A 16662-nucleotide genomic window follows, 5' to 3' on the forward strand; every position below is an offset into this window, starting at 1 on the left:
CATGCTGATCCCGCTTGATCTTCCCCCCGGTGTCTACCGAAACGGCACCGAGAACCAGTCTGCGGGGCGCTACTATGACGCCGACCTGTGGCGCTGGTTCGAGGACACAAAGCGCCCCGTAGGCGGCTGGCGCAAGAAGTCGTCAGACCCGGTTACCGGCAAGGCGCGAGCGATCCTGACCTGGGTCGATAACACCAATCAGGCATGGGCGGCTGTCGGCACCCATGAAGGCCTGTTCGTCTTCACGCGGGGGGGGGTTCTCCACGACATTACCCCTGTCGATTTCGTCGCAGGTAGGCAGGACGCCACGACCGGCGGCGGCTATGGCCGGGGAAAGTACGGTCAAGGTCGGTACGGCACTCCGCGCCCCGACAACACCAACGTCATTCCGGCCTCGGTCTGGACGCTGGACACCTTCGGGGAGGTGCTGACCGCCTGCTTCGGCGGGGTGATCTACGAATGGGACTTGAACGTCGCCAACCCGGCCACGCCGCTGGCGGACGGGTCGGTTGATCCTCTGGACGCCGCCCCCTCGGCTGAGGCGATCTTCACCACGGAAGAGGGCGCGGTTGCGGCCCTCGGGGCGGCTGGCGATCCGCGCAAGGTCGAGTGGGCGGATCCTGAGAACCGGCACATGTGGAAGGCTGCCGGGACCAATCTGGCGGGCGGGTTCCGGGTTCAGTCGTCGGGCCGATTGATGTGCGGCAAGCGGATCAGCGGTGGGGCGATCCTGCACACGAACGTTGACTGCCACCTGATGCAATACAACGTCGGCAACCCCGACATCTACGACGTGCGCCGGCTGGCTTCGGGCTGTGGCATCATCTCCAAGCAGGCCGCCGCTGTCGTGGACTCTCGCGACTACTGGATGGCGCCGAACGGCTTCTGGGTCTTCAACGGATCGGTCGATCCGCTGCCGTGCGATGTCGGGGATTTCGTGTTCTCGAACATCAACCGGGGTCAGGTCTCCAAGATCCATGCCGTTCACAACAGCCAGTTCGGTGAAATCTGGTGGTTCTACCCTTCGGCGGGGTCGATGGAGAACGACCGCTACGTCCTGTTCAACTACCGCGAGGGACACTGGAACATCGGCGCCCTAGCCCGTCTATCCGGCACGGATCGTGGCGTGTTCAGCTACCCCCTGATGGTCGATCCGGACGGCTATCTCTACGAGCATGAGGTCGGGCAAAGCCGGGACGGGCGCAAGCCCTATGCAGTGTCAGGGCCGGTCGAGTTGACCAACGGCGAGCGGGTCATGTCGGTTTACGGCATCATCCCTGACGAAAAGACCCTTGGCGACGTGGAAGCGTCGTTCGTCACGGCGGACTGGACCATGAGCCCGGAATACGACCAGGGGCCGTTCATCCTGTCCGCCAAGACGGATTGCAGGTTCTCGGCGCGGCGGGTGGCGGTGAAGCTGGAGGCCAAGCCTGACCGGGACTTCCGGGTGGGTATGTTCCGGTTCGAGGCCAAGGCGGGAGGCAAGCGATGATCCTCCCCAAGGCCGGGCCGAAATACGACGCCAGCAACGAAAGCCGAACCCGCGACCTGATCGTCCAGTGGTTCAACAAACTGGTCCGCAAGGGCGATACGGTGCGTTTCGGGCGGAACGAGTGCTTGATTCAGTCGCCGGACGGGTCGTGGTGGGCGGTGAAGGTCGATGACACCGGCGCCTTGTCCACCGAGGCGCGGTCCTGATGGAGCATTGCCGGGCGTGGATCGAAAGCGCGGGATGCGACTGGACCTTTGAAGAGATCAGGCAAGGCGTCGAGCGGGGCTGTTTCTTCCTGTTCGAGCACCCCGAGGGCTGCATGGTCGCGGAGTTCATCGTCTCGCCCCGGCACAAGGTGATGCACGTCTTCATCGCCGGGGGATCGTTGGGGGCCATGCGGGCCTTGCTTCCCCAGGTCGAAGCCTTCGGGCGCAAACATGGATGCGACAGCGGCGGCGCCACGGGGCGCAAGGGCTGGGCACGGCTTCTCAGACAATACGGCTATCGACCGGCCTCCCCGGCGGTCGAAAAGGAGCTTTAGAGCATGGCGCTTTCCCTCGGTGGCAGCAAGAACAAGTCCAAGTCGTCGAGCAACCAACAGTTCGACCAGAACCAGACCACGAGCCTGTCGCCGCGCGCCTACGGGCTGTTGACGGACCGGATCGGGGAGATGGGCGGCCGGGAATACGCCGCGCTCGATCCCGACGCCTACAAGGCCTATGAAGACCCCTATCAGCAGGAGGTCATTGACGCGACGACGGCGGACATCAACGCCTCGCGCGATCTGGCCATGAACGATCAGCGCAAGGCCATGCTGGCGCGGGGGGCTCTGGGCTCGTCGGATCGCCGGGGTGTGGCTGAGGCTGAAACGCGCGGACAATACGACCGGACGCTGGCCACCACGCTCGCCGGCCTTCGCTCGCGTGGCTATTCGCAGGCGCAGGGTATCGCACAGGGCGAGAACAGCAACAAGAACACGTTCCAAGCGCAGACCGACGCCATGATCAACCAACTCATGGCCCTGTTGGCGAACGAGACGACCACCAAATCGTCGGGCACCTCGTCGGGCACCCAGAAGGGCACCCAGACCGGCATGAACTTCGGCTTCAGCTACGGGAAGTAAGACACGATGCGCGGTCTTCTAAGCTCTCAGCTGCACCGGGGGACGGGCCTGCTGAGCATGGATCTGAACCAACCAGATTATGAGGCGCTGATGCGTGGCGTCGATCAGGCGGTGGCGGCCCGTCCGCAGGCCCCGTCGCAGCCCAAACGGGACCGCGTGAGCGGGTGGCGGGTGCTGGACCGGGTGCTGGGTGGCGAGACCATCACGGGCGGTCTGGACGCGGAGCGCGCTCGGCTGGAAGCGGAAGCCATGAAGCCGCAGCGTCTGGCCATGCAGCAAGAGGCACTGTCTGCGATCACCAACCCCCGCGAACGCGCCCTGTTCCTCGGCATCGGCGGCGAAGAGTGGCGCAAGAACGTGGGCGAGCAATTCGCGCCCCGATCGACCGCTGCTGGCGGTCGGACGGACATTCTCGGCACGGGGCAGTCGGTGGCCGCGCCGTCATTCTCCACGGTCAACGACGACATTTTCCGCAATGATCCGTTGACCGGTCAATCGACGGTCAACGCGACGGCGGCGCCTGCCTACTCGGACGTGACGGCCCGCTTCAACGCCGAAAACCCCGTGCTGGCGGCGAACTCGACCTGGGTGGGGCCTGATGGCCAGCCGCGCGCTACGGGCTTCATCGCCCCGGAGGTCACGAACACGCCGCAGGGCGGGACGACCAACGTCATCGATCCCCGCACGGGACAGGTCATCAACTCGGTTCAGGGCAACCCGGAAGTCCGGGCGCTCCCTGACGCCATCCGTCGCGACAACGAAAAGAACCAAGCGGCCATTGATGACCGGCAGGCGGTAATCGATCGCGTGGACAATGCAATCGGCCTGCTTCAGAACGATGTAGTCAACCTTGACCCGCTGTCGCGCGCGTCCGCTTGGGTTCGCAACGCCACCGGGCAAAGTTCTCCCCAGTCGCGCGCCTTGGCAGAGGTACGCCGCACGGTCGAAAGCCTGCGGAACAGCATCCTGAATGACGCAACCGGGCCGCAAACGGACGGGGACTCCCTGCGAGCCCTGAACCAAATCATCGACGGCTGGGGGGATGAAAATGTCGTCCTCGACGGTCTCCAGGCCTACCGCAACATTCAGCAGCGAAAGACTGAATCGCAGCGCCGGATCATGGCCCAGCGTGAGGCTCAGTATAGCGGCGGAGGGCAGGCCGGCGGTCAACCCGTCCGCGTCCAGACGCAGGCGCAGTATCAGGCGCTCCCCAGCGGCTCCACCTACATCGCCCCTGACGGCTCCACCCGGAGGAAGCCTTGACCGATCAATGGTGGACCTCTGACCCCGTCGTCACCCCGGCGCCGCAAGCCGCCCCGGCCCGGCCCCAGCCCGCCCGGCAGCAGCAGCGTCAGCCCGCGCCCCAAATCCGCTTCGCTGACGCCCGCGACGCCCTTGCGCGCACCCTCATCGGGGAGGCTGGCAATCAGGGTGATGAGGGCATGCTGGCGGTAGGCGGCGTGGTGATGAACCGCGCCCGGAGCCGTGGGCTCACTCCCGAACAAGTCGTGCTTGAGCGCAACCAGTTTGAGCCGTGGGGCAACCCTGAAACGTCCCGGCGACTGCTGTCCATCTCGCCGGACTCTCCAGAGTATCGCCGGGCCGCCGCGCTGGCGGATCGGGTGCTTCAGGGGGAAGATGTGACCGGCGGGGCGTCGCACTTCTACGCCCCCAAGGCTCAGGCCGCTTTGGGGCGCCCGAAACCGGCATGGGACAACGGGACGGGCCGCGCGATTGGCGATCACCTGTTCTTCAGTCTGGACGGCGAGCCTCAAGGTGACGTGCAGATGACCGGCAACGCCCCGCCGCAAGATGCGTGGTGGGCGGCTGACCCGGTTGCGACCGAGGTGGTTGACACCTTCCCGCAGGAGCAAACCGGGCAGGGTCTGGGATCGTCCCGAGAGACGGCCATTGACCTGGCCAACCTCCGCTATGAGGACGAGGTTGCGGCTCTGAAGCAGGGCGCGTGGGTCCGCAACGGCGCGGAGGTCTATCAGCTTCCCGGAGACGCTTTCAGCGACCGTGCGCGGGGGTCTGACGAGCCGGTCAGCGGCAATCTGTATATCCGCCGGCCGAACCTTGAGGATCAGGTCGGGGCCTTCACCATGGCCGCCGCTGAGCAAATCCCTTTCCTTGACGAAGCGGCGATTGCGACGACCGGCGCCCTAACAGGTGATGGCTATGCGGCGACGCGAGAGTCCTACGACCTAAACCGCGATCTGCTGAACCAGACCAACCGTGACGCGCGCAATGCGGGCGGGATTGCGGGCTTCGCCTCGACCCTGCTGCTGCCGGGCGCTGCCGCCTCGGGAAAATATGTGGCGCAAGGTGTCGGGCGGGTGGATCAGGCTCGCCGGGCGGCTCAAGTCGGCCTTGGCGGCGGGGCGCTGTTCGGGGCGGCGAATACGGACGGCGACGTGCAGGATCGCGCTCAGGCCGGCGCTGTCGGTGGCCTCATCGGCGCGGCTGCGGGGCCATTGGCGAACGAGCTTGTTGGGGCGGTTCCTGGCCTGCTGCGCCGCACGGCTTCCGGCGCATCCGAGGCGACTTCGCGGGTCTCGCGCGGCCTTGGGGTCCAGCCGCCCGAAAAGCCGGTCACGCCCCAAGCCACCGACGCGGCCATGGATTATGTCAAGGGGCTGCTGAGCCAGTCCGGCCGTGACATCGCCGCCGATCCTGTGGCCGCGCTCGGCAAGCCGATCACCGCCGCCGAAGCCATGGGCCGCACCGGCATCAACCAGATGACCGCCCTGTCGCGTCGCTCTGGCCAAGCCGGGGATATGGCGCTGGACGTGCTGGGGTCGCGTGCCGTCGAACAGCCGGGCCGTGTCCTGGATGACCTTGCGGCGGCCTCAGGCCTTCAGCCTGGCGCGGCGGAAGACGCGATCTCGACCATCGCCCGTCAGAGTCGAGAGACCGCCCGCCCGCTGTATGAGGTCGCTTATCAGGCACAGAACGTGGATAGCCCGGTCTTGCGCGACCTGATGTCCCGCCCGTCTGTCCGCGCCGCCATGAATAAGGCGGTCAAGATCGCTCAGGACGAAGGGCGCAACCCCGACGAACTGGGCATGGTCACGCGCGCCGTGGGCGTGGATGACGCGGGCCTGCCCATTCTGGAAGTGACCGAGGTCCGAGCCCCGTCGATGCAGACGTGGGACTACGTGAAGCGCGGCATGGATGACGTGCTGGAGGGCTATCGCGACTCCACGTCGGGGAAAATGAACCTGGACACTGGGGGGCGGGCGGCGGAAGCCAACCGGCAGGCCCTGCGCGCCGAACTGACCAATACCGACCAACCGTGGGGGGCGGCCTACAAGGCGGCTCTGGAGGCTGGTGGGGACGCTCCCCGTGTCGAGGCCGCTTTCCGTGAAGGCCCGAGCCTGTTTTCCTCGCGCGTCAATGAGCGGACCTTCCGCCAGCGCGTTGAGGGCATGAACGAGACCCAACGCAACGCCACCCTCGCCGGGGTGGTGGATGACCTGTTCAACAAGGCGCGCACCGGGCGGGTGAATATCCGCCAGCTTCGCACCCCGGCGGTTCGCGAAAAGCTGGCGCTTCTGATGGGACCGGAGGCCACGGACGGCTTCCTGACCAAGCTGGCGGCTGAAGCGGACATGGCGCGCTCAGGCGGTCGTATGGCCCCCGGCACCAACTCGACCACGGCCGAAGCTCTGGAAGCCATGCGCGAGCAGGACCGGGGCGTCGGATGGATCGGCGACTTCGCGGACAAGATGGACAACGGCAAGGGGCCGATTGGCGCCGCCATCGAGACCGGGACCGAAGCGATCCTGTCGCCGCTCGCCGGGTTTGTGCGCGGGTTCCAGTCCCCGGCCTCTCAGCCCGTGCGGGATGAAATCGCGCGCCTACTGCTGATGGACCCCAACAACCTTGCGGGCCTTCTGGCCTCGCGCGCGGCTCCGCGCCGTCCTGTCACTCCGGCGGCGGCGGCGGGTGGACTGCTGTCAGTCCCGGTCGCTCAGTCCAGCGGCCTGCTGTCCCAGCGGTAGGCCTTTCATCAGATCCTTCACGGATCGGCGCGAGCGGGTGACATAGCCTAGCTCGCGCTCCAACTCACGAACGCGGGCCTTCGCCTTCTCCTCCGCTGCGATGCACTGAAGGTTGAAGATGGCGCAGGCCCCGACCGCGATCCAGGCCATCTGCTCTGGCCAAATCTTCATGGCGACCAACGTCGCGACGAGCAAAACAAACCGCATCCGGCGATCCTAACACGGTTCGCCCATCCCCTCCACAGGCTCGCTTCGGCGGGCCTTTTTCATGCGAGGCTCCATGAGCTGCAACGACGGCTTTGAACACGTTCGCACGTCCACCTTTGAGGCGGAATACGTCGATGAGACAGGGCAACTGTCCTTCGATAACTGCGCCGCCAGCTTCCGGATCGCGGCGCAGGAGGGTGACGCGCCGCTCCTGACGATCACGCAAAGCGCCACTGCGAACGGGTCTGCCACCCTCTGCGAAGGTCAGGTCATCGTCGTGAAAATCACGGTCGAGGACTTGGACACGCTGCCCCTCGCGACGCCTCCGGCTGATCCGTGGGTCGGCTGGTTCGAAGCGGACTTCACTCAAATCGACGGCACCGTGACCAGTCTGGATCGCGGCCCTTTCATTCTTCAGCGGGGTATCTGACATGCGCCACGTCTCGATCTACCCCAACGGCCAGAAGCGTGTGCTGCTGGTCCAGTCCGGAACCCTCGGGCTTGCCCTCAAGCAGATGGCGGACACGTCTGCGAACGCAGCGGCGGCGCAACAGGCGGCTCAGGACGCCAGCAACTACGCTCAGCAGGCCGAACAGGCGAAAAACGACACGATCACCGGCCTGAACGCCAGGGCGAGCAAGGATGGGTCGGACATCACCTCAGCGGCCGATTGGCGCGACGCCCTTGAGCTTGGCGACGCGGCGCTGAAGGACACCGGCACGGCGGCGGGAACGCTGGCGGCGGGTGACGACAGCCGGATCGTGGGCGCGGCGCAGAAGTCGTCGAACCTGAGCGACCTGGCTGACGCGGACGCGGCGGTCGCGAACCTAGGGCTGGCGTCTCGCGTCTATCTGAGCCCGCTGATCTTTGGCGCGGCCGGGGACGGCACATCCAACGACACGACCGCGTGGCTGGCGGTGATCGCCGCCGCCAAATCGACGGGCCTGCCTATCGACGGCGGGAACAAGCTGTATGGCGTGAACTTCGGCTTCTTCAACGGTGTGCTGCCGGGGCTGGGGGCGAATTTCACCATCCGCAACGCGCGGTTCAAGGACCTGAACCCCAACCAGACGACCGGAACGTCGCGGACCCTTCAGTTCTCGGGGGCCGGGGCCAGCTCTACAGACTGGATCGCGCTGGATAACGTCAAGATCGACCGCAACGGCGGATCGTCCGATACGGCGCTACACTATAACGTCGGCGTAGAGATCAGCCATGTGGGCTGGGCGCGCGTCAGAGGGCTGGAGGCGTTCGGCAACAACGCGGGCGAGCTGATCCGGTTCGAGAAAGTCGGCCTTGTCACGGGCGATGTGTATGCCCACGACGGCTTCTACGTCCACACGACACAGACAAATGATACAGTTGAGGGCGTGGTGCTGAGCGAAGTCGACACCGCGTTCCTGAACGTCAAGATCGCCCGCATTGGCAGAACAGATCGCACCACCGTCCAAAGGGATCGCTACTCGCGCGGCCTGACGCTGGATCGCTGTAGAAATGGCGTGATCAATGTCGATATTAGTCAGGTCGATCAGGGCGTGGATTATTCCGGCATCGGCTCCTCACGCGTCAAGACGGCTGGCCACGTTCGCCATTGCTTCACCAACGGCGTCAAGCTGGCCCACGGGCACTTCGTAGACAACATCGCCAACCTGAATATCGAGCATTGCGGCCGCTGGCCGGTTCTGATCGGCGGCCCCAACGATAGCGAGGGCTCGCCGTATCAGCAGATGATCCGGGTGTCTGGCCTGGCGATCTCGGAAGCGGGGTCGAACGGATATTACAGCGGCCTCGGCAGCACTGTCGCGGGCGTCTGTCTGGACCGAAACAGCGCCGATTCCTTGCGCGCCTCGTTCCCCAAAAACGTGGTCGTCGAAGGCAACACGATTGTATCCTATGTGGGTTCGGTCGTCGTTACGCGCTCCGGCGGCAATCTGGTGATGGCAGACGGATCGTTCCCCGTCTCGACCGGAAAGCCTGTGACCTTCACCACGACCGGCACCCTGCCGACGGGTCTGACGCCGGGAACGACCTATTGGCTATCCTCTGACGGAAGCCTGACCGTCCGCGTCGCCACGTCCTACATCAACGCGCTGGACGGCGTGTTCCTGACCCTTTCGGGCGGCTCGGGAACGCACACCATGACCGGCAAGTCGTTCATGGACTATCGTGGTTACGCCACGCATGGTTCGGTCAAGGACACGGCCGCGCCCAACATCTTCCGCAATAACCTGGGTGGCGGCGCGACGGTGGCGGACAGTTTCGGGTTCACATCGGATCGGCCGTTTGCCGTCATCACCACGAATAACTTCGTCACCATTCCCAGCACGACCGAGACGACCGTTATCTTGAACGGCGTCGGTAAGACGGACGCCGACGCGATGTATAACCCATCAACCGGCGTCTTCACCATTCAGCGGGCGGGCCTCTACGAACTCGGATTTGTCCAGTCCTGGGAAGACGGGGTGGCGGCGAGCAACGTCGGCTATCGCGCCGGCGGCGTGCGCGTGAACGGTGCTTATGTCGGTGAGCGCGCATGGATGCAGGCCTCCCCCGACGCCTCTCAAGAAACTGTCATGAGTCGCACCGTGCAGGCCGTTCTCAACGTCGGCGACACGGTAGATTTCCGCGCCTACCAGAACGGCGGCACCTTACGTCTGAAGGCCGCTACCCGCCTCTGGGTTACTTGCTTGCAGGCGTCTTGACGACAGAGGATAACTGGAAGGGGCACGGAAGAGTCCCCGTTCCGTAAGCCACCCTAACCGAACTGCCACAGGCCCCGGTCGGGGCCTTTTTCTTTGCCTGAAAGGCCCTTGATGCAATGACCGACCGCCAGACCGTGGCTGGAGCCTACGCCAAGATCGACAGCCACGAACGAGAATGCACCCTACGCTATGAGGCGCTGAACAACTCCATCCGCGACCTGAAGGACGGGATGAAGTGGGTGATCCGGCTGGCGATCGGGATCATGCTGTCGCTGATCGGCTGGCTGGCGGTCCAGCTTTGGGACGCCAACAACGCCCGGATCGACCAGGCGGCGAGCCATGCGGAGGGCGAGCGATGACCGATCCGCAAGACCCGCTGCCCGAGGCGTCGTGGACCTTCCGCCGCTGGTTCACCTACGCCGTCACCCTGATCGCCCTGATCCTGATCGGATGGATCGTCGCCAAGCTGACCGATGGCGTTCATCTGGCTGGCGTGGCCTACGGGCTGATCGGTCTGGTGGCCCTGTTCGCCACCTACTACCTGATCGCGCCGTCAGCAGAGCATGTGGTCAAGCTGCTGCGTCTGGCGAGCCTGTTGAAGAGGCCGTGAGGATCAGACGGCGCAGTAGTGGCCGTCACCCTTCATGTTCATGACGCGATAAACGTCTGCGATGTCATGACACCCGTGCGGGCCATCGTAGTAGCTGTCATCACCGATGTTGTCCCAAATCTCACGCAAGGTCGGAACATCGAAGGCCATGAGGGCGTCGATCCGCTCTTTGTGGCGGCGTTCCCATTCCAAGTCCTGAACCGTGGTCTGCCCCGCTAGCACGCGGATCACGTCGTCCAGAGACACTGTGACCATCGGTCCAACCGAAGCCCGTTTGGGCTCGAACTTCACGACGTTTTCCATCCCCAAACCCTACCACAACTGACCGGAGGCCAACATGGCTTTTCGTTTGTCGTCGCGCTCTCTGGCGCGGCTCGAAGGCGTTCACCCCGATCTGATCCGGGTGGTGAAGCGGGCCATCGAACTGACCCCGGTGGATTTCGGCATCACCGAGGGCCTGCGGACCAAGGAGCGCCAGCGTCAGCTTGTCGCTCAGGGCGCCAGCCGCACCATGAACAGCCGCCACCTGACCGGCCATGCCGTGGACGTGGTGGCCTACATCGGCTCGGAGGTCCGCTGGGATTGGCCTCTATATCCCCGCATCGCCAAGGCGTTCCGGCAGGCGGCGGCCGAACTGAAGGTTCCCATCGAGTGGGGCGGCGACTGGCCGAAGCTGCGCGACGGCCCGCACTTCGAACTGAGTCGGAAGGCCTATCCGTGAGCCGCCGCCTCATCCTCTGGATCGTCGGGTGCCTCGCCGTCGTCGTCGCTTTGATCCTGCTGGCGAACGCATGGAACGGGCTGTGGTCCTTTCTGCCGTGGTCTGCCGAAAGCAGCCTTGAGCGCGCTGAAACGGCCCGCGACGTGGCTCAGGACGACGCTACGGCCCGATCCATCGAGAGCGAAGGGCAGGCCGACCAGATTCAGCGCATCGAGACGGTGCATCGACAGATCGTGACCGTCCAGAACGCCACCCAAGACGCCATCACCCAAGCCCGGAGCGCCCCTGATGCGAACGATCCCCTGGAGCCTGGCCGCGCTGTCCGTTTGCAGTCTTCTGACCGGATGCTCTGTGGCTATGCGCCCGACCTATGCTGACCCGCCGCGCCTGACGCTGCCGGCGCTCGCTGAGACGCCCTGTCGTCTCGCCGTCATGCCCGACAACCCGACACAAGCCGATCTGGAAGCCGTCTACATCACGCGCGGCGCCGGGATCGTGACCTGCAACGCCGCCCGGCAACTGGCGGTGGACACCCTCAAGGCTGAACGGTCGCTGATTGATCAGTGGCTGGCCCAGCGCCCCAAAAGATAGAGGCACCATGGCCCAGACCTTGCGCGACTACGCCACGCCGCTTCAGGCCACCTATCTCGACGCCGTGGAGGCTCACGGATCGCAGCGCGCTGCGGAACGGGCTCTGGGTCTGGCCAACGACACCATCGGCAGGCGGCTATGTGTCCGAGCGGCAGGCCAGCGCGACGACATACAGCGACAGGACGGGGCGGGTTTTCGAAACCGTCGTCACGCCGGAAATGCTGACAGACGATTTCCGCACCGCAGCCTGATTCGCCTTCGTAGAACAAAACAAGCACGTACTGTGCCGCATGTGTGCCGCAGCGTTCGCGTTTTGTGTCGGGACATGGCGGAATCACGCGCCTCGCCAGATCGGAGCGTCCCCGGAAAACCCCGGAAAAGCCTTGGTGCGGGTGGCCGGGCTCGAACCGGCACTCCTCTCGGAACAGGATTTTGAATCCAGCGCGTCTACCAATTCCACCACACCCGCACAGGTCTGGGAGGCGGCGCAATCTAGCGGCGGAAACCGCCGGGTCAATCGCCGCCGTGACCTTTAGTTAGAACGCAGACGTCGTCCTGTCGTCGTTTCCTCTTCCATGCGGAAGTTGGTCCGGAAGGCGATCATGCGCGTAGCCAGTTCGCCGCCCTGCCGGTTGCGCACACGAGCGTCGCGGGTCGAGTCCAGAAGCGCCTTGCCGAAGCCGCCGTCCATCGGGTGTTCGCTTTCGATCATGCAGTCGCGCAGTCGCCCGTCCGCCTGGCTGAGGCACGTCACCGTGGCGAAACCGCGCGTATAGGTGCGCCCCGATGGGTAGGCCGGCCGCGGTTGCCGGGCCCACTCGATCTCCGGCGGAAGACCGTCTTCGGGCAGGGCCGAGCGCTCCGCGTCGCGCGGATCGACCAACGGACGTCCGCAGGCCTGCAGGGTTTCGTCGATGGCGGCGCCCGAGGCCGGAAGATCTATGACATAGCGCAGGTTGCGGCCGTTCTCGGCGCCGCCGGGCACGACGATCTGCATTCTGCCTCCCTTGCGCAGGTTGCGCGCCAGGGGGCTGGGATAGTCGCTGATGGCGACTTCGCGGTTCTCGCCCACGTTCCAGCGTTGTTCATCCGCCTCTTCGTCCCCGAAGGCGATCTTCAGCGTCCGGATTTCGCCGGTTGCGGGCGGCAAGCCGTTGATGAGCACCTGGAAGGAGTTGTTTAGACAACGCGTCCCGATGGCCAGCCCATTGTCGAAAGCGGTGAAGGCGACGGTCAGCTTCCTGTCCGGATCGCGAGTGACATCCCAGTCGGCGACCGTGTCCTGGGCCAGGGCGGGCAAGGCGACGGCCAATGTGGCGCTGAGAATCAGGACGGACTTCATGCCGCGACCTCCATGTGATTGTCGGCGCCACCGGTCAGGATGCGACGGGCGCGGATGTAGAGCTCGACGCGTTGCGCCACGATCATGCCGATGGCGAACAGCATGAAGGCGTCGGTGACGACCACGGCGTCCAGATGCCAGGCGGCGGCGTTGGCCTCCATCACCTCGCGCAGGCCCGCGCGCGCCGCGACCAGGCCGATGATCAGGATCAGCCCCAGCGGCGAGGCCTGGGCCTTCAGCGAGCCGTCCGGCTCTTTCTCGATAGTGATGGTCCTGCCGCGTTGCCAACCGGCGACGCCGCCCAGGGTCAGGGCGGCCACGAAGGCGATCCAGGCGAAGGGCCCGAAGTGCGGATGCTGGGTATTGGCCCACAGGCCAAAGCCGATCGCCGTTGTGACCAGCAGGGGCATGACCCACAGCAGGTGCGGTCGAAGCGTCCGTTTGCGCCGGTTGCGCAGCAGGATGATGATCAGGGCCACGCCGATGCCGATCAGCGGGCCCATGGTTTGCGGCGACATAACGGAATTCCCCCTCCGAGCGCCGTCAGCCTAGCTTGGCGAACGGCGCTCGAAAAGCGGAGATCAGGCGGGCGCGACCGTTTGTTCGATGGCGCCGAAGATCGTGTGGTGCTTGTCGTCCAGCATCTCGATGCGGACCGTGTCGCCGTGCTTGAGGAAGGGCGTCTTGGCTTCGCCGGTCAGGATGGTCTCGACCGTGCGGACCTCTGCGATGCAGGAATAGCCCAGACCGCCCTCGGCCACCGGCTTGCCCGGACCGCCGTCGGCGTCCTTGTTCGACACCGTGCCCGAGCCGATGATCGAGCCGGCGATCAAGGCGCGGGTCTTGGCCAGATGGGCGATCAGCACGCCGAAGTCGAAGGTCATGTCCACGCCCGCGTCGGCCTGACCGAAGTCCTTGCCGTTCAACTGCACCGACAGGGCGCCGGACAGCTTGCCGTCCTTCCAGCGATCGCCCAGCGCGTCCGGCGTGACGAAGACCGGCGACAGGGCGCTGGCGGGCTTGGACTGGACGAAGCCGAAGCCCTTGGCCAGTTCGCCGGGGATCAGGTTGCGCAGGCTGACGTCGTTGACCAGACCGACCAGACGGATAGAGGCCAGGGCCTCATCGCGGCTGGCGCCCAGGGGCACGTCGCCGGTCACGACCACGATCTCGGCCTCCAGGTCGCAGCCCCAGGCCTCGTCCTTCAGCGGGATGGCGTCGCGCGGACCCATGAAGTGGTCCGAACCGCCCTGATACATCAGCGGGTCGGTCCAGAAGGTTGCCGGCATCTCGGCGTTGCGGGCTTTGCGGACCAGTTCGACGTGGTTCACATAGGCCGAGCCGTCGGCCCACTGATAGGCGCGGGGCAGGGGGGCGGCGGCGTCGCGCTCATGGAAGCGGCCGCGCGGCACGGCTTCATGCTCCAGGCTTTCGGCGAGGGCGCGCAGCAGGGGCTCGCAGCGGTCCCAGTCATCCAGCGCCGCCTGCAGCGTCGGGGCGATCAGGAAGGCGTCCGTGAACCAGTTCAGGTCGTTGGAGACGACGACGAGGCGGCCGTCACGGCCGTGCTTGAGCGAGGCGAGTTTCATAGGGCGAAGCTAATCCGGGGCGAGACGGTTGGGAAGCGGCGACGACGACCGAAAAGCCGCAGTTCGATCAACTATTTGGGGGTGAGATCACGGCGCGGGCCTCGGCCCCCGTGCGCAGGGCCGGATCGCGCACCTCGACCTCGACGGCGATGGCGCCCGCGGGCTCGTGCGCCCACAGATAGCGACGCTCGATCTCGACCGCCCGGCCGGACGGGGCCATGCCGTCATAGGTGTCGCCCCAAGGCGTGACGGCCTTCATCTCGACCCACAGCAGGCCGCAGGCAGCGTCCAGTTCTTCAATCGCCATTTCTGACAGTTCGTCGGCGTGCGGAGCGGGGATGTTCGGGGTCACAGCCATCGGCGGACCTTTCCTTTGTAGGCTTGGTATTCAGCGCCGAATTTCGCCGTCAGATAGCGTTCTTCACGAGCGATGACGAAGCGATCGACGACGATCAGGCAGGGGATCAGCAGAGCGACCGCAATCGGACTGTCCATGGCGATGGCCAGACCCAGGTAGGTGATGGCGAAGCCCAGATAGATCGGGTTGCGGCTGAACCTGTAGAGGCCCTCTGTGGCCAGAGCCGTCGTCGGCTTCCACGGTTCGGGCGGGGTGCCCAGACGGCGGAAATAGCCCGCCGCCGCCCCGTCCAGCAGCAGGCCGCCGAGAATCAGCGTCAGGGCGACCCCGCGCCGCACCTCGACCGCCAGCCCCAGGGACGGCTCATGAGTCCAGACGCCCAGCCCCCATCCGGCGGCGAGGAAGCCGAAATAGATCAGCGGCGGCGGCAGCAGGACGCCGGGGGTGTCGGGCTTGCTCATATCGTCTGGCCGGAAGGTGCGGTGAAGTCCGAGGTCGGGGCGTCGCCGGTGTTGATGACTTCGGAAGGCTCGAAGATCATCACCTCGGCCTCCTCGTCGGCGGCGGTGCGGTGTTCGACGCCGCGCGGCACGACGATGAATTGGCCGGGTTCCAGAGTCTCAACACGGTCGCGGAACTCGACACGGAACCGGCCCTTCCAGACCAGGAACATCTCCTCGGCCTCGGCGTGACTGTGCCAGGGAAAGACCCCCTGCATCTTGACCAGCCGCACGTCCTGACCGTTCAGCTGCGCCGCAACGCGCGGCCGCCAGTGGTCGGAAAAGCCGCCGAACTTCTGCGCCAGATCGACGACGTCGCCGGTCATCGCGAGGCTTCCTCGTCGGCGTAGATGGCGACGCGCGACGCGCGGCCCGAACCGGCTTCGCCGCGATACATGCCCGAGGTGTTCATCGAGAAGGCGACCGCCCCGTCCTTGCCCATGACGATGACGCCGCCCTCGCCGCCGATGGCGCCGACCTCGGCGATTTCGGCGTCGGCGGCGGGTTTGACCGCCACGCCCTCCGCCGTGCGGTGGCAGATGTCGCGGGCGACTGTAGCGCGGATGAAATACTCGCCCGATCCGGTGGCTGAGACGGCGCAGCCGTCGGCGTTGGAGGCGTAGGTGCCCGCGCCGATCACCGGCACGTCGCCGACCCGACCCCACTGCTTGGCCGTCATGCCGCCGGTCGAGGTGGCGGCGGCCAGACGGCCCTGACTGTCCAGAGCCACGGCGCCGACCGTGCCGAACTTGCGCTCGTCCAGCGGGGCTTCGTTGAGGGAGGCCAGCGGGACCGGCCGGGCCAGGGTCGATGGTTCCGGCGGGGCGCCTGCCGGGCGAGCGGGCAGGGGCAGGCCCTTGTCGCGCAGGGCCTTCAGCAGGGCCTGCCAGCGGCTCTCGGTGAAGAAGAAGCTCGGCTCGACCTGTTCCAGACCGACCGAGGCGGCGAAGCTTTCGGCGCCTTCGCCGATCAGCATGACGTGGGGCGATCGCTCCATCACCGCGCGCGCCGCCGCGATCGGGTGACGGGTGCGGGTCAGGCCGGCCACGGCGCCCGCGTTCAGGTCGGCGCCGTTCATCACGGCGGCGTCCAGTTCATTCTTGCCAGCGGCGGTGAAGACGGCCCCGCGTCCGGCGTTGAACAAGGGGTTGTCCTCCATGGTCTCGACCGCGGCCTGAACCGCGTCCAGCGCCGAGCCGCCCCGGGCCAGCACCGCCGACCCGGCGTCCAGCGCGGCTTGAAGCCCGGCGCGATAGGCCGCATCGCGTTCGGGGCTCAGACTGGCCCGCTCGATGACGCCCGCCCCGCCGTGGATGGCCAGAGACCAGGTCGGCGCCTCCTGCGCGAGCGCGGGCGACGCCAGCAGGGTCAAGGCGGCTGCGGCGGTCAGGACGGATTTCATCGGCGGTTTCCCCGGTTG

22 protein-coding genes and 1 tRNA gene are annotated in these 16662 nt (G+C 66.0%); 13 read left to right on the forward strand and 10 right to left on the reverse strand.

Features of this window, described 5'->3' with window-relative positions; translation table 11 throughout:
- Window position 1: 1 nt before the first annotated feature.
- Genes IFE19_RS01495 through IFE19_RS01520 form a run of 6 tightly spaced genes read left to right on the forward strand, consistent with a single transcriptional unit; the run spans window position 2 to window position 6622 of the window.
- The gene (locus IFE19_RS01495) at window positions 2-1492 is read left to right on the forward strand and encodes a hypothetical protein (RefSeq protein WP_207825080.1); all 1491 of its coding nucleotides are present in this window, start codon (window positions 2-4) and stop codon (window positions 1490-1492) included.
- On the forward strand, window positions 1489-1698 hold the full coding sequence (locus IFE19_RS01500) for a hypothetical protein (RefSeq protein WP_207825082.1): 210 nt from the start codon (window positions 1489-1491) through the stop codon (window positions 1696-1698). The genes IFE19_RS01495 and IFE19_RS01500 overlap by 4 nt, the downstream gene beginning before the upstream one ends.
- Window positions 1698-2033 carry a hypothetical protein gene (locus tag IFE19_RS01505; protein ID WP_207825084.1) on the forward strand — a complete coding sequence of 112 codons (336 nt, stop codon included), beginning with the start codon at window positions 1698-1700 and terminating at the stop codon, window positions 2031-2033. Before IFE19_RS01500 ends, IFE19_RS01505 begins: the two co-directional genes overlap by 1 nt.
- A 3-nt stretch (window positions 2034-2036) precedes the next feature.
- Window positions 2037-2615 (forward strand): hypothetical protein, encoded by a 579-nt coding sequence (locus IFE19_RS01510; RefSeq protein ID WP_207825085.1) that lies wholly within the window; start codon window positions 2037-2039, stop codon window positions 2613-2615.
- A 57-nt stretch (window positions 2616-2672) separates the two neighbouring features.
- On the forward strand, window positions 2673-3878 hold the full coding sequence (locus IFE19_RS01515) for a hypothetical protein (protein WP_207825087.1): 1206 nt from the start codon (window positions 2673-2675) through the stop codon (window positions 3876-3878).
- The gene (locus tag IFE19_RS01520; protein WP_207825089.1) at window positions 3875-6622 is read left to right on the forward strand and encodes a cell wall hydrolase; all 2748 of its coding nucleotides are present in this window, start codon (window positions 3875-3877) and stop codon (window positions 6620-6622) included. Before IFE19_RS01515 ends, IFE19_RS01520 begins: the two co-directional genes overlap by 4 nt.
- Here the strand turns inward: IFE19_RS01520 and IFE19_RS01525 are convergent.
- Window positions 6578-6829, reverse strand: a complete 252-nt coding sequence (locus tag IFE19_RS01525) for a hypothetical protein (protein WP_207825090.1) — start codon at window positions 6827-6829, stop codon at window positions 6578-6580. The genes IFE19_RS01520 and IFE19_RS01525 overlap by 45 nt on opposite strands.
- A gap of 73 nt (window positions 6830-6902) precedes the next feature.
- Between IFE19_RS01525 and IFE19_RS01530 the strand changes: the two genes are divergently transcribed.
- The 4 genes from IFE19_RS01530 to IFE19_RS01545 all read left to right on the forward strand — a co-directional run bounded on the left by IFE19_RS01530 (window position 6903) and on the right by IFE19_RS01545 (window position 10141).
- Window positions 6903-7259, forward strand: coding sequence for a hypothetical protein (locus IFE19_RS01530; RefSeq protein ID WP_207825091.1), 357 nt, complete (start codon window positions 6903-6905; stop codon window positions 7257-7259).
- A 1-nt stretch (window position 7260) separates the two neighbouring features.
- Complete coding sequence (locus IFE19_RS01535; protein ID WP_207825092.1) at window positions 7261-9531, forward strand: hypothetical protein; 2271 nt, start codon at window positions 7261-7263, stop codon at window positions 9529-9531.
- 116 nt (window positions 9532-9647) lie between these two features.
- Window positions 9648-9890, forward strand: a complete 243-nt coding sequence (locus tag IFE19_RS01540; protein WP_207825093.1) for a hypothetical protein — start codon at window positions 9648-9650, stop codon at window positions 9888-9890.
- Window positions 9887-10141: an LptA/OstA family protein gene (locus IFE19_RS01545; RefSeq protein WP_207825094.1), complete on the forward strand. Its 255-nt coding sequence runs from the start codon at window positions 9887-9889 to the stop codon at window positions 10139-10141. The genes IFE19_RS01540 and IFE19_RS01545 overlap by 4 nt, the downstream gene beginning before the upstream one ends.
- Before the next feature lie 3 nt (window positions 10142-10144).
- Here the strand turns inward: IFE19_RS01545 and IFE19_RS01550 are convergent, their stop codons facing one another.
- On the reverse strand, window positions 10145-10444 hold the full coding sequence (locus IFE19_RS01550) for a hypothetical protein (RefSeq protein WP_207825095.1): 300 nt from the start codon (window positions 10442-10444) through the stop codon (window positions 10145-10147).
- Window positions 10445-10478: 34 nt separating this feature from the next.
- Here IFE19_RS01550 and IFE19_RS01555 point away from each other — a divergent pair, with 34 nt between their 5' ends.
- The 3 genes from IFE19_RS01555 to IFE19_RS01565 are packed head-to-tail and all read left to right on the forward strand — an operon-like array spanning window position 10479 to window position 11453.
- A complete protein-coding gene (locus IFE19_RS01555) occupies window positions 10479-10862 on the forward strand; it encodes a M15 family metallopeptidase (RefSeq protein WP_207825097.1) in 384 nt (127 codons plus the stop codon).
- A complete protein-coding gene (locus IFE19_RS01560) occupies window positions 10859-11239 on the forward strand; it encodes a hypothetical protein (RefSeq protein WP_207825099.1) in 381 nt (126 codons plus the stop codon). Before IFE19_RS01555 ends, IFE19_RS01560 begins: the two co-directional genes overlap by 4 nt.
- Window positions 11220-11453: a hypothetical protein gene (locus IFE19_RS01565; protein WP_207827733.1), complete on the forward strand. Its 234-nt coding sequence runs from the start codon at window positions 11220-11222 to the stop codon at window positions 11451-11453. Before IFE19_RS01560 ends, IFE19_RS01565 begins: the two co-directional genes overlap by 20 nt.
- A 384-nt stretch (window positions 11454-11837) precedes the next feature.
- Here the strand turns inward: IFE19_RS01565 and IFE19_RS01570 are convergent.
- The 8 genes from IFE19_RS01570 to IFE19_RS01605 form a co-directional block, all read right to left on the reverse strand.
- Window positions 11838-11922: transfer RNA gene (locus tag IFE19_RS01570), tRNA-Leu, on the reverse strand.
- A 63-nt stretch (window positions 11923-11985) separates the two neighbouring features.
- The gene (locus IFE19_RS01575) at window positions 11986-12795 is read right to left on the reverse strand and encodes a hypothetical protein (RefSeq protein ID WP_207825101.1); all 810 of its coding nucleotides are present in this window, start codon (window positions 12793-12795) and stop codon (window positions 11986-11988) included.
- The gene (locus tag IFE19_RS01580; RefSeq protein ID WP_207825103.1) at window positions 12792-13313 is read right to left on the reverse strand and encodes a CcdC protein domain-containing protein; all 522 of its coding nucleotides are present in this window, start codon (window positions 13311-13313) and stop codon (window positions 12792-12794) included. Before IFE19_RS01580 ends, IFE19_RS01575 begins: the two co-directional genes overlap by 4 nt.
- Window positions 13314-13376: 63 nt before the next feature.
- Entirely contained in the window at window positions 13377-14384 is a 1008-nt protein-coding gene (locus IFE19_RS01585) for a fumarylacetoacetate hydrolase family protein (protein WP_207825105.1), read from the reverse strand.
- Between the two features lie 67 nt (window positions 14385-14451).
- Window positions 14452-14742, reverse strand: a complete 291-nt coding sequence (locus tag IFE19_RS01590) for a hypothetical protein (protein ID WP_207825107.1) — start codon at window positions 14740-14742, stop codon at window positions 14452-14454.
- The gene (locus tag IFE19_RS01595; RefSeq protein WP_225910345.1) at window positions 14733-15203 is read right to left on the reverse strand and encodes a methyltransferase family protein; all 471 of its coding nucleotides are present in this window, start codon (window positions 15201-15203) and stop codon (window positions 14733-14735) included. Before IFE19_RS01595 ends, IFE19_RS01590 begins: the two co-directional genes overlap by 10 nt.
- Window positions 15200-15568: a cupin domain-containing protein gene (locus tag IFE19_RS01600; protein ID WP_207825108.1), complete on the reverse strand. Its 369-nt coding sequence runs from the start codon at window positions 15566-15568 to the stop codon at window positions 15200-15202. Before IFE19_RS01600 ends, IFE19_RS01595 begins: the two co-directional genes overlap by 4 nt.
- A complete protein-coding gene (locus IFE19_RS01605; protein WP_207825111.1) occupies window positions 15565-16644 on the reverse strand; it encodes an isoaspartyl peptidase/L-asparaginase family protein in 1080 nt (359 codons plus the stop codon). Before IFE19_RS01605 ends, IFE19_RS01600 begins: the two co-directional genes overlap by 4 nt.
- Window positions 16645-16662: the final 18 nt, after the last annotated feature.

It is taken from the genome of Brevundimonas pondensis, assembly GCF_017487345.1.
Classification (GTDB): Bacteria; Pseudomonadota; Alphaproteobacteria; order Caulobacterales; family Caulobacteraceae; genus Brevundimonas; species Brevundimonas pondensis.

Excerpts from the sequence above, each read along its gene's own strand:
- IFE19_RS01500 (WP_207825082.1), top strand. The coding sequence starts at position 1,489 with ATGATCCTCCCCAAGGCCGGGCCGAAATACGACGCCAGCAACGAAAGC.
- IFE19_RS01595 (WP_225910345.1), bottom strand. The coding sequence starts at position 15,203 with ATGAGCAAGCCCGACACCCCCGGCGTCCTGCTGCCGCCGCCGCTGATC.
- IFE19_RS01585 (WP_207825105.1), bottom strand. The coding sequence starts at position 14,384 with ATGAAACTCGCCTCGCTCAAGCACGGCCGTGACGGCCGCCTCGTCGTC.
- IFE19_RS01600 (WP_207825108.1), bottom strand. The coding sequence starts at position 15,568 with ATGACCGGCGACGTCGTCGATCTGGCGCAGAAGTTCGGCGGCTTTTCC.
- IFE19_RS01550 (WP_207825095.1), bottom strand. The coding sequence starts at position 10,444 with ATGGAAAACGTCGTGAAGTTCGAGCCCAAACGGGCTTCGGTTGGACCG.
- IFE19_RS01505 (WP_207825084.1), top strand. The coding sequence starts at position 1,698 with ATGGAGCATTGCCGGGCGTGGATCGAAAGCGCGGGATGCGACTGGACC.
- IFE19_RS01545 (WP_207825094.1), top strand. The coding sequence starts at position 9,887 with ATGACCGATCCGCAAGACCCGCTGCCCGAGGCGTCGTGGACCTTCCGC.
- IFE19_RS01555 (WP_207825097.1), top strand. The coding sequence starts at position 10,479 with ATGGCTTTTCGTTTGTCGTCGCGCTCTCTGGCGCGGCTCGAAGGCGTT.
- IFE19_RS01525 (WP_207825090.1), bottom strand. The coding sequence starts at position 6,829 with ATGCGGTTTGTTTTGCTCGTCGCGACGTTGGTCGCCATGAAGATTTGG.
- IFE19_RS01605 (WP_207825111.1), bottom strand. The coding sequence starts at position 16,644 with ATGAAATCCGTCCTGACCGCCGCAGCCGCCTTGACCCTGCTGGCGTCG.
- IFE19_RS01580 (WP_207825103.1), bottom strand. The coding sequence starts at position 13,313 with ATGTCGCCGCAAACCATGGGCCCGCTGATCGGCATCGGCGTGGCCCTG.
- IFE19_RS01510 (WP_207825085.1), top strand. The coding sequence starts at position 2,037 with ATGGCGCTTTCCCTCGGTGGCAGCAAGAACAAGTCCAAGTCGTCGAGC.
- IFE19_RS01535 (WP_207825092.1), top strand. The coding sequence starts at position 7,261 with ATGCGCCACGTCTCGATCTACCCCAACGGCCAGAAGCGTGTGCTGCTG.
- IFE19_RS01530 (WP_207825091.1), top strand. The coding sequence starts at position 6,903 with ATGAGCTGCAACGACGGCTTTGAACACGTTCGCACGTCCACCTTTGAG.
- IFE19_RS01515 (WP_207825087.1), top strand. The coding sequence starts at position 2,673 with ATGGATCTGAACCAACCAGATTATGAGGCGCTGATGCGTGGCGTCGAT.
- IFE19_RS01575 (WP_207825101.1), bottom strand. The coding sequence starts at position 12,795 with ATGAAGTCCGTCCTGATTCTCAGCGCCACATTGGCCGTCGCCTTGCCC.
- IFE19_RS01565 (WP_207827733.1), top strand. The coding sequence starts at position 11,220 with ATGCGCCCGACCTATGCTGACCCGCCGCGCCTGACGCTGCCGGCGCTC.
- IFE19_RS01540 (WP_207825093.1), top strand. The coding sequence starts at position 9,648 with ATGACCGACCGCCAGACCGTGGCTGGAGCCTACGCCAAGATCGACAGC.
- IFE19_RS01590 (WP_207825107.1), bottom strand. The coding sequence starts at position 14,742 with ATGGCTGTGACCCCGAACATCCCCGCTCCGCACGCCGACGAACTGTCA.
- IFE19_RS01495 (WP_207825080.1), top strand. The coding sequence starts at position 2 with ATGCTGATCCCGCTTGATCTTCCCCCCGGTGTCTACCGAAACGGCACC.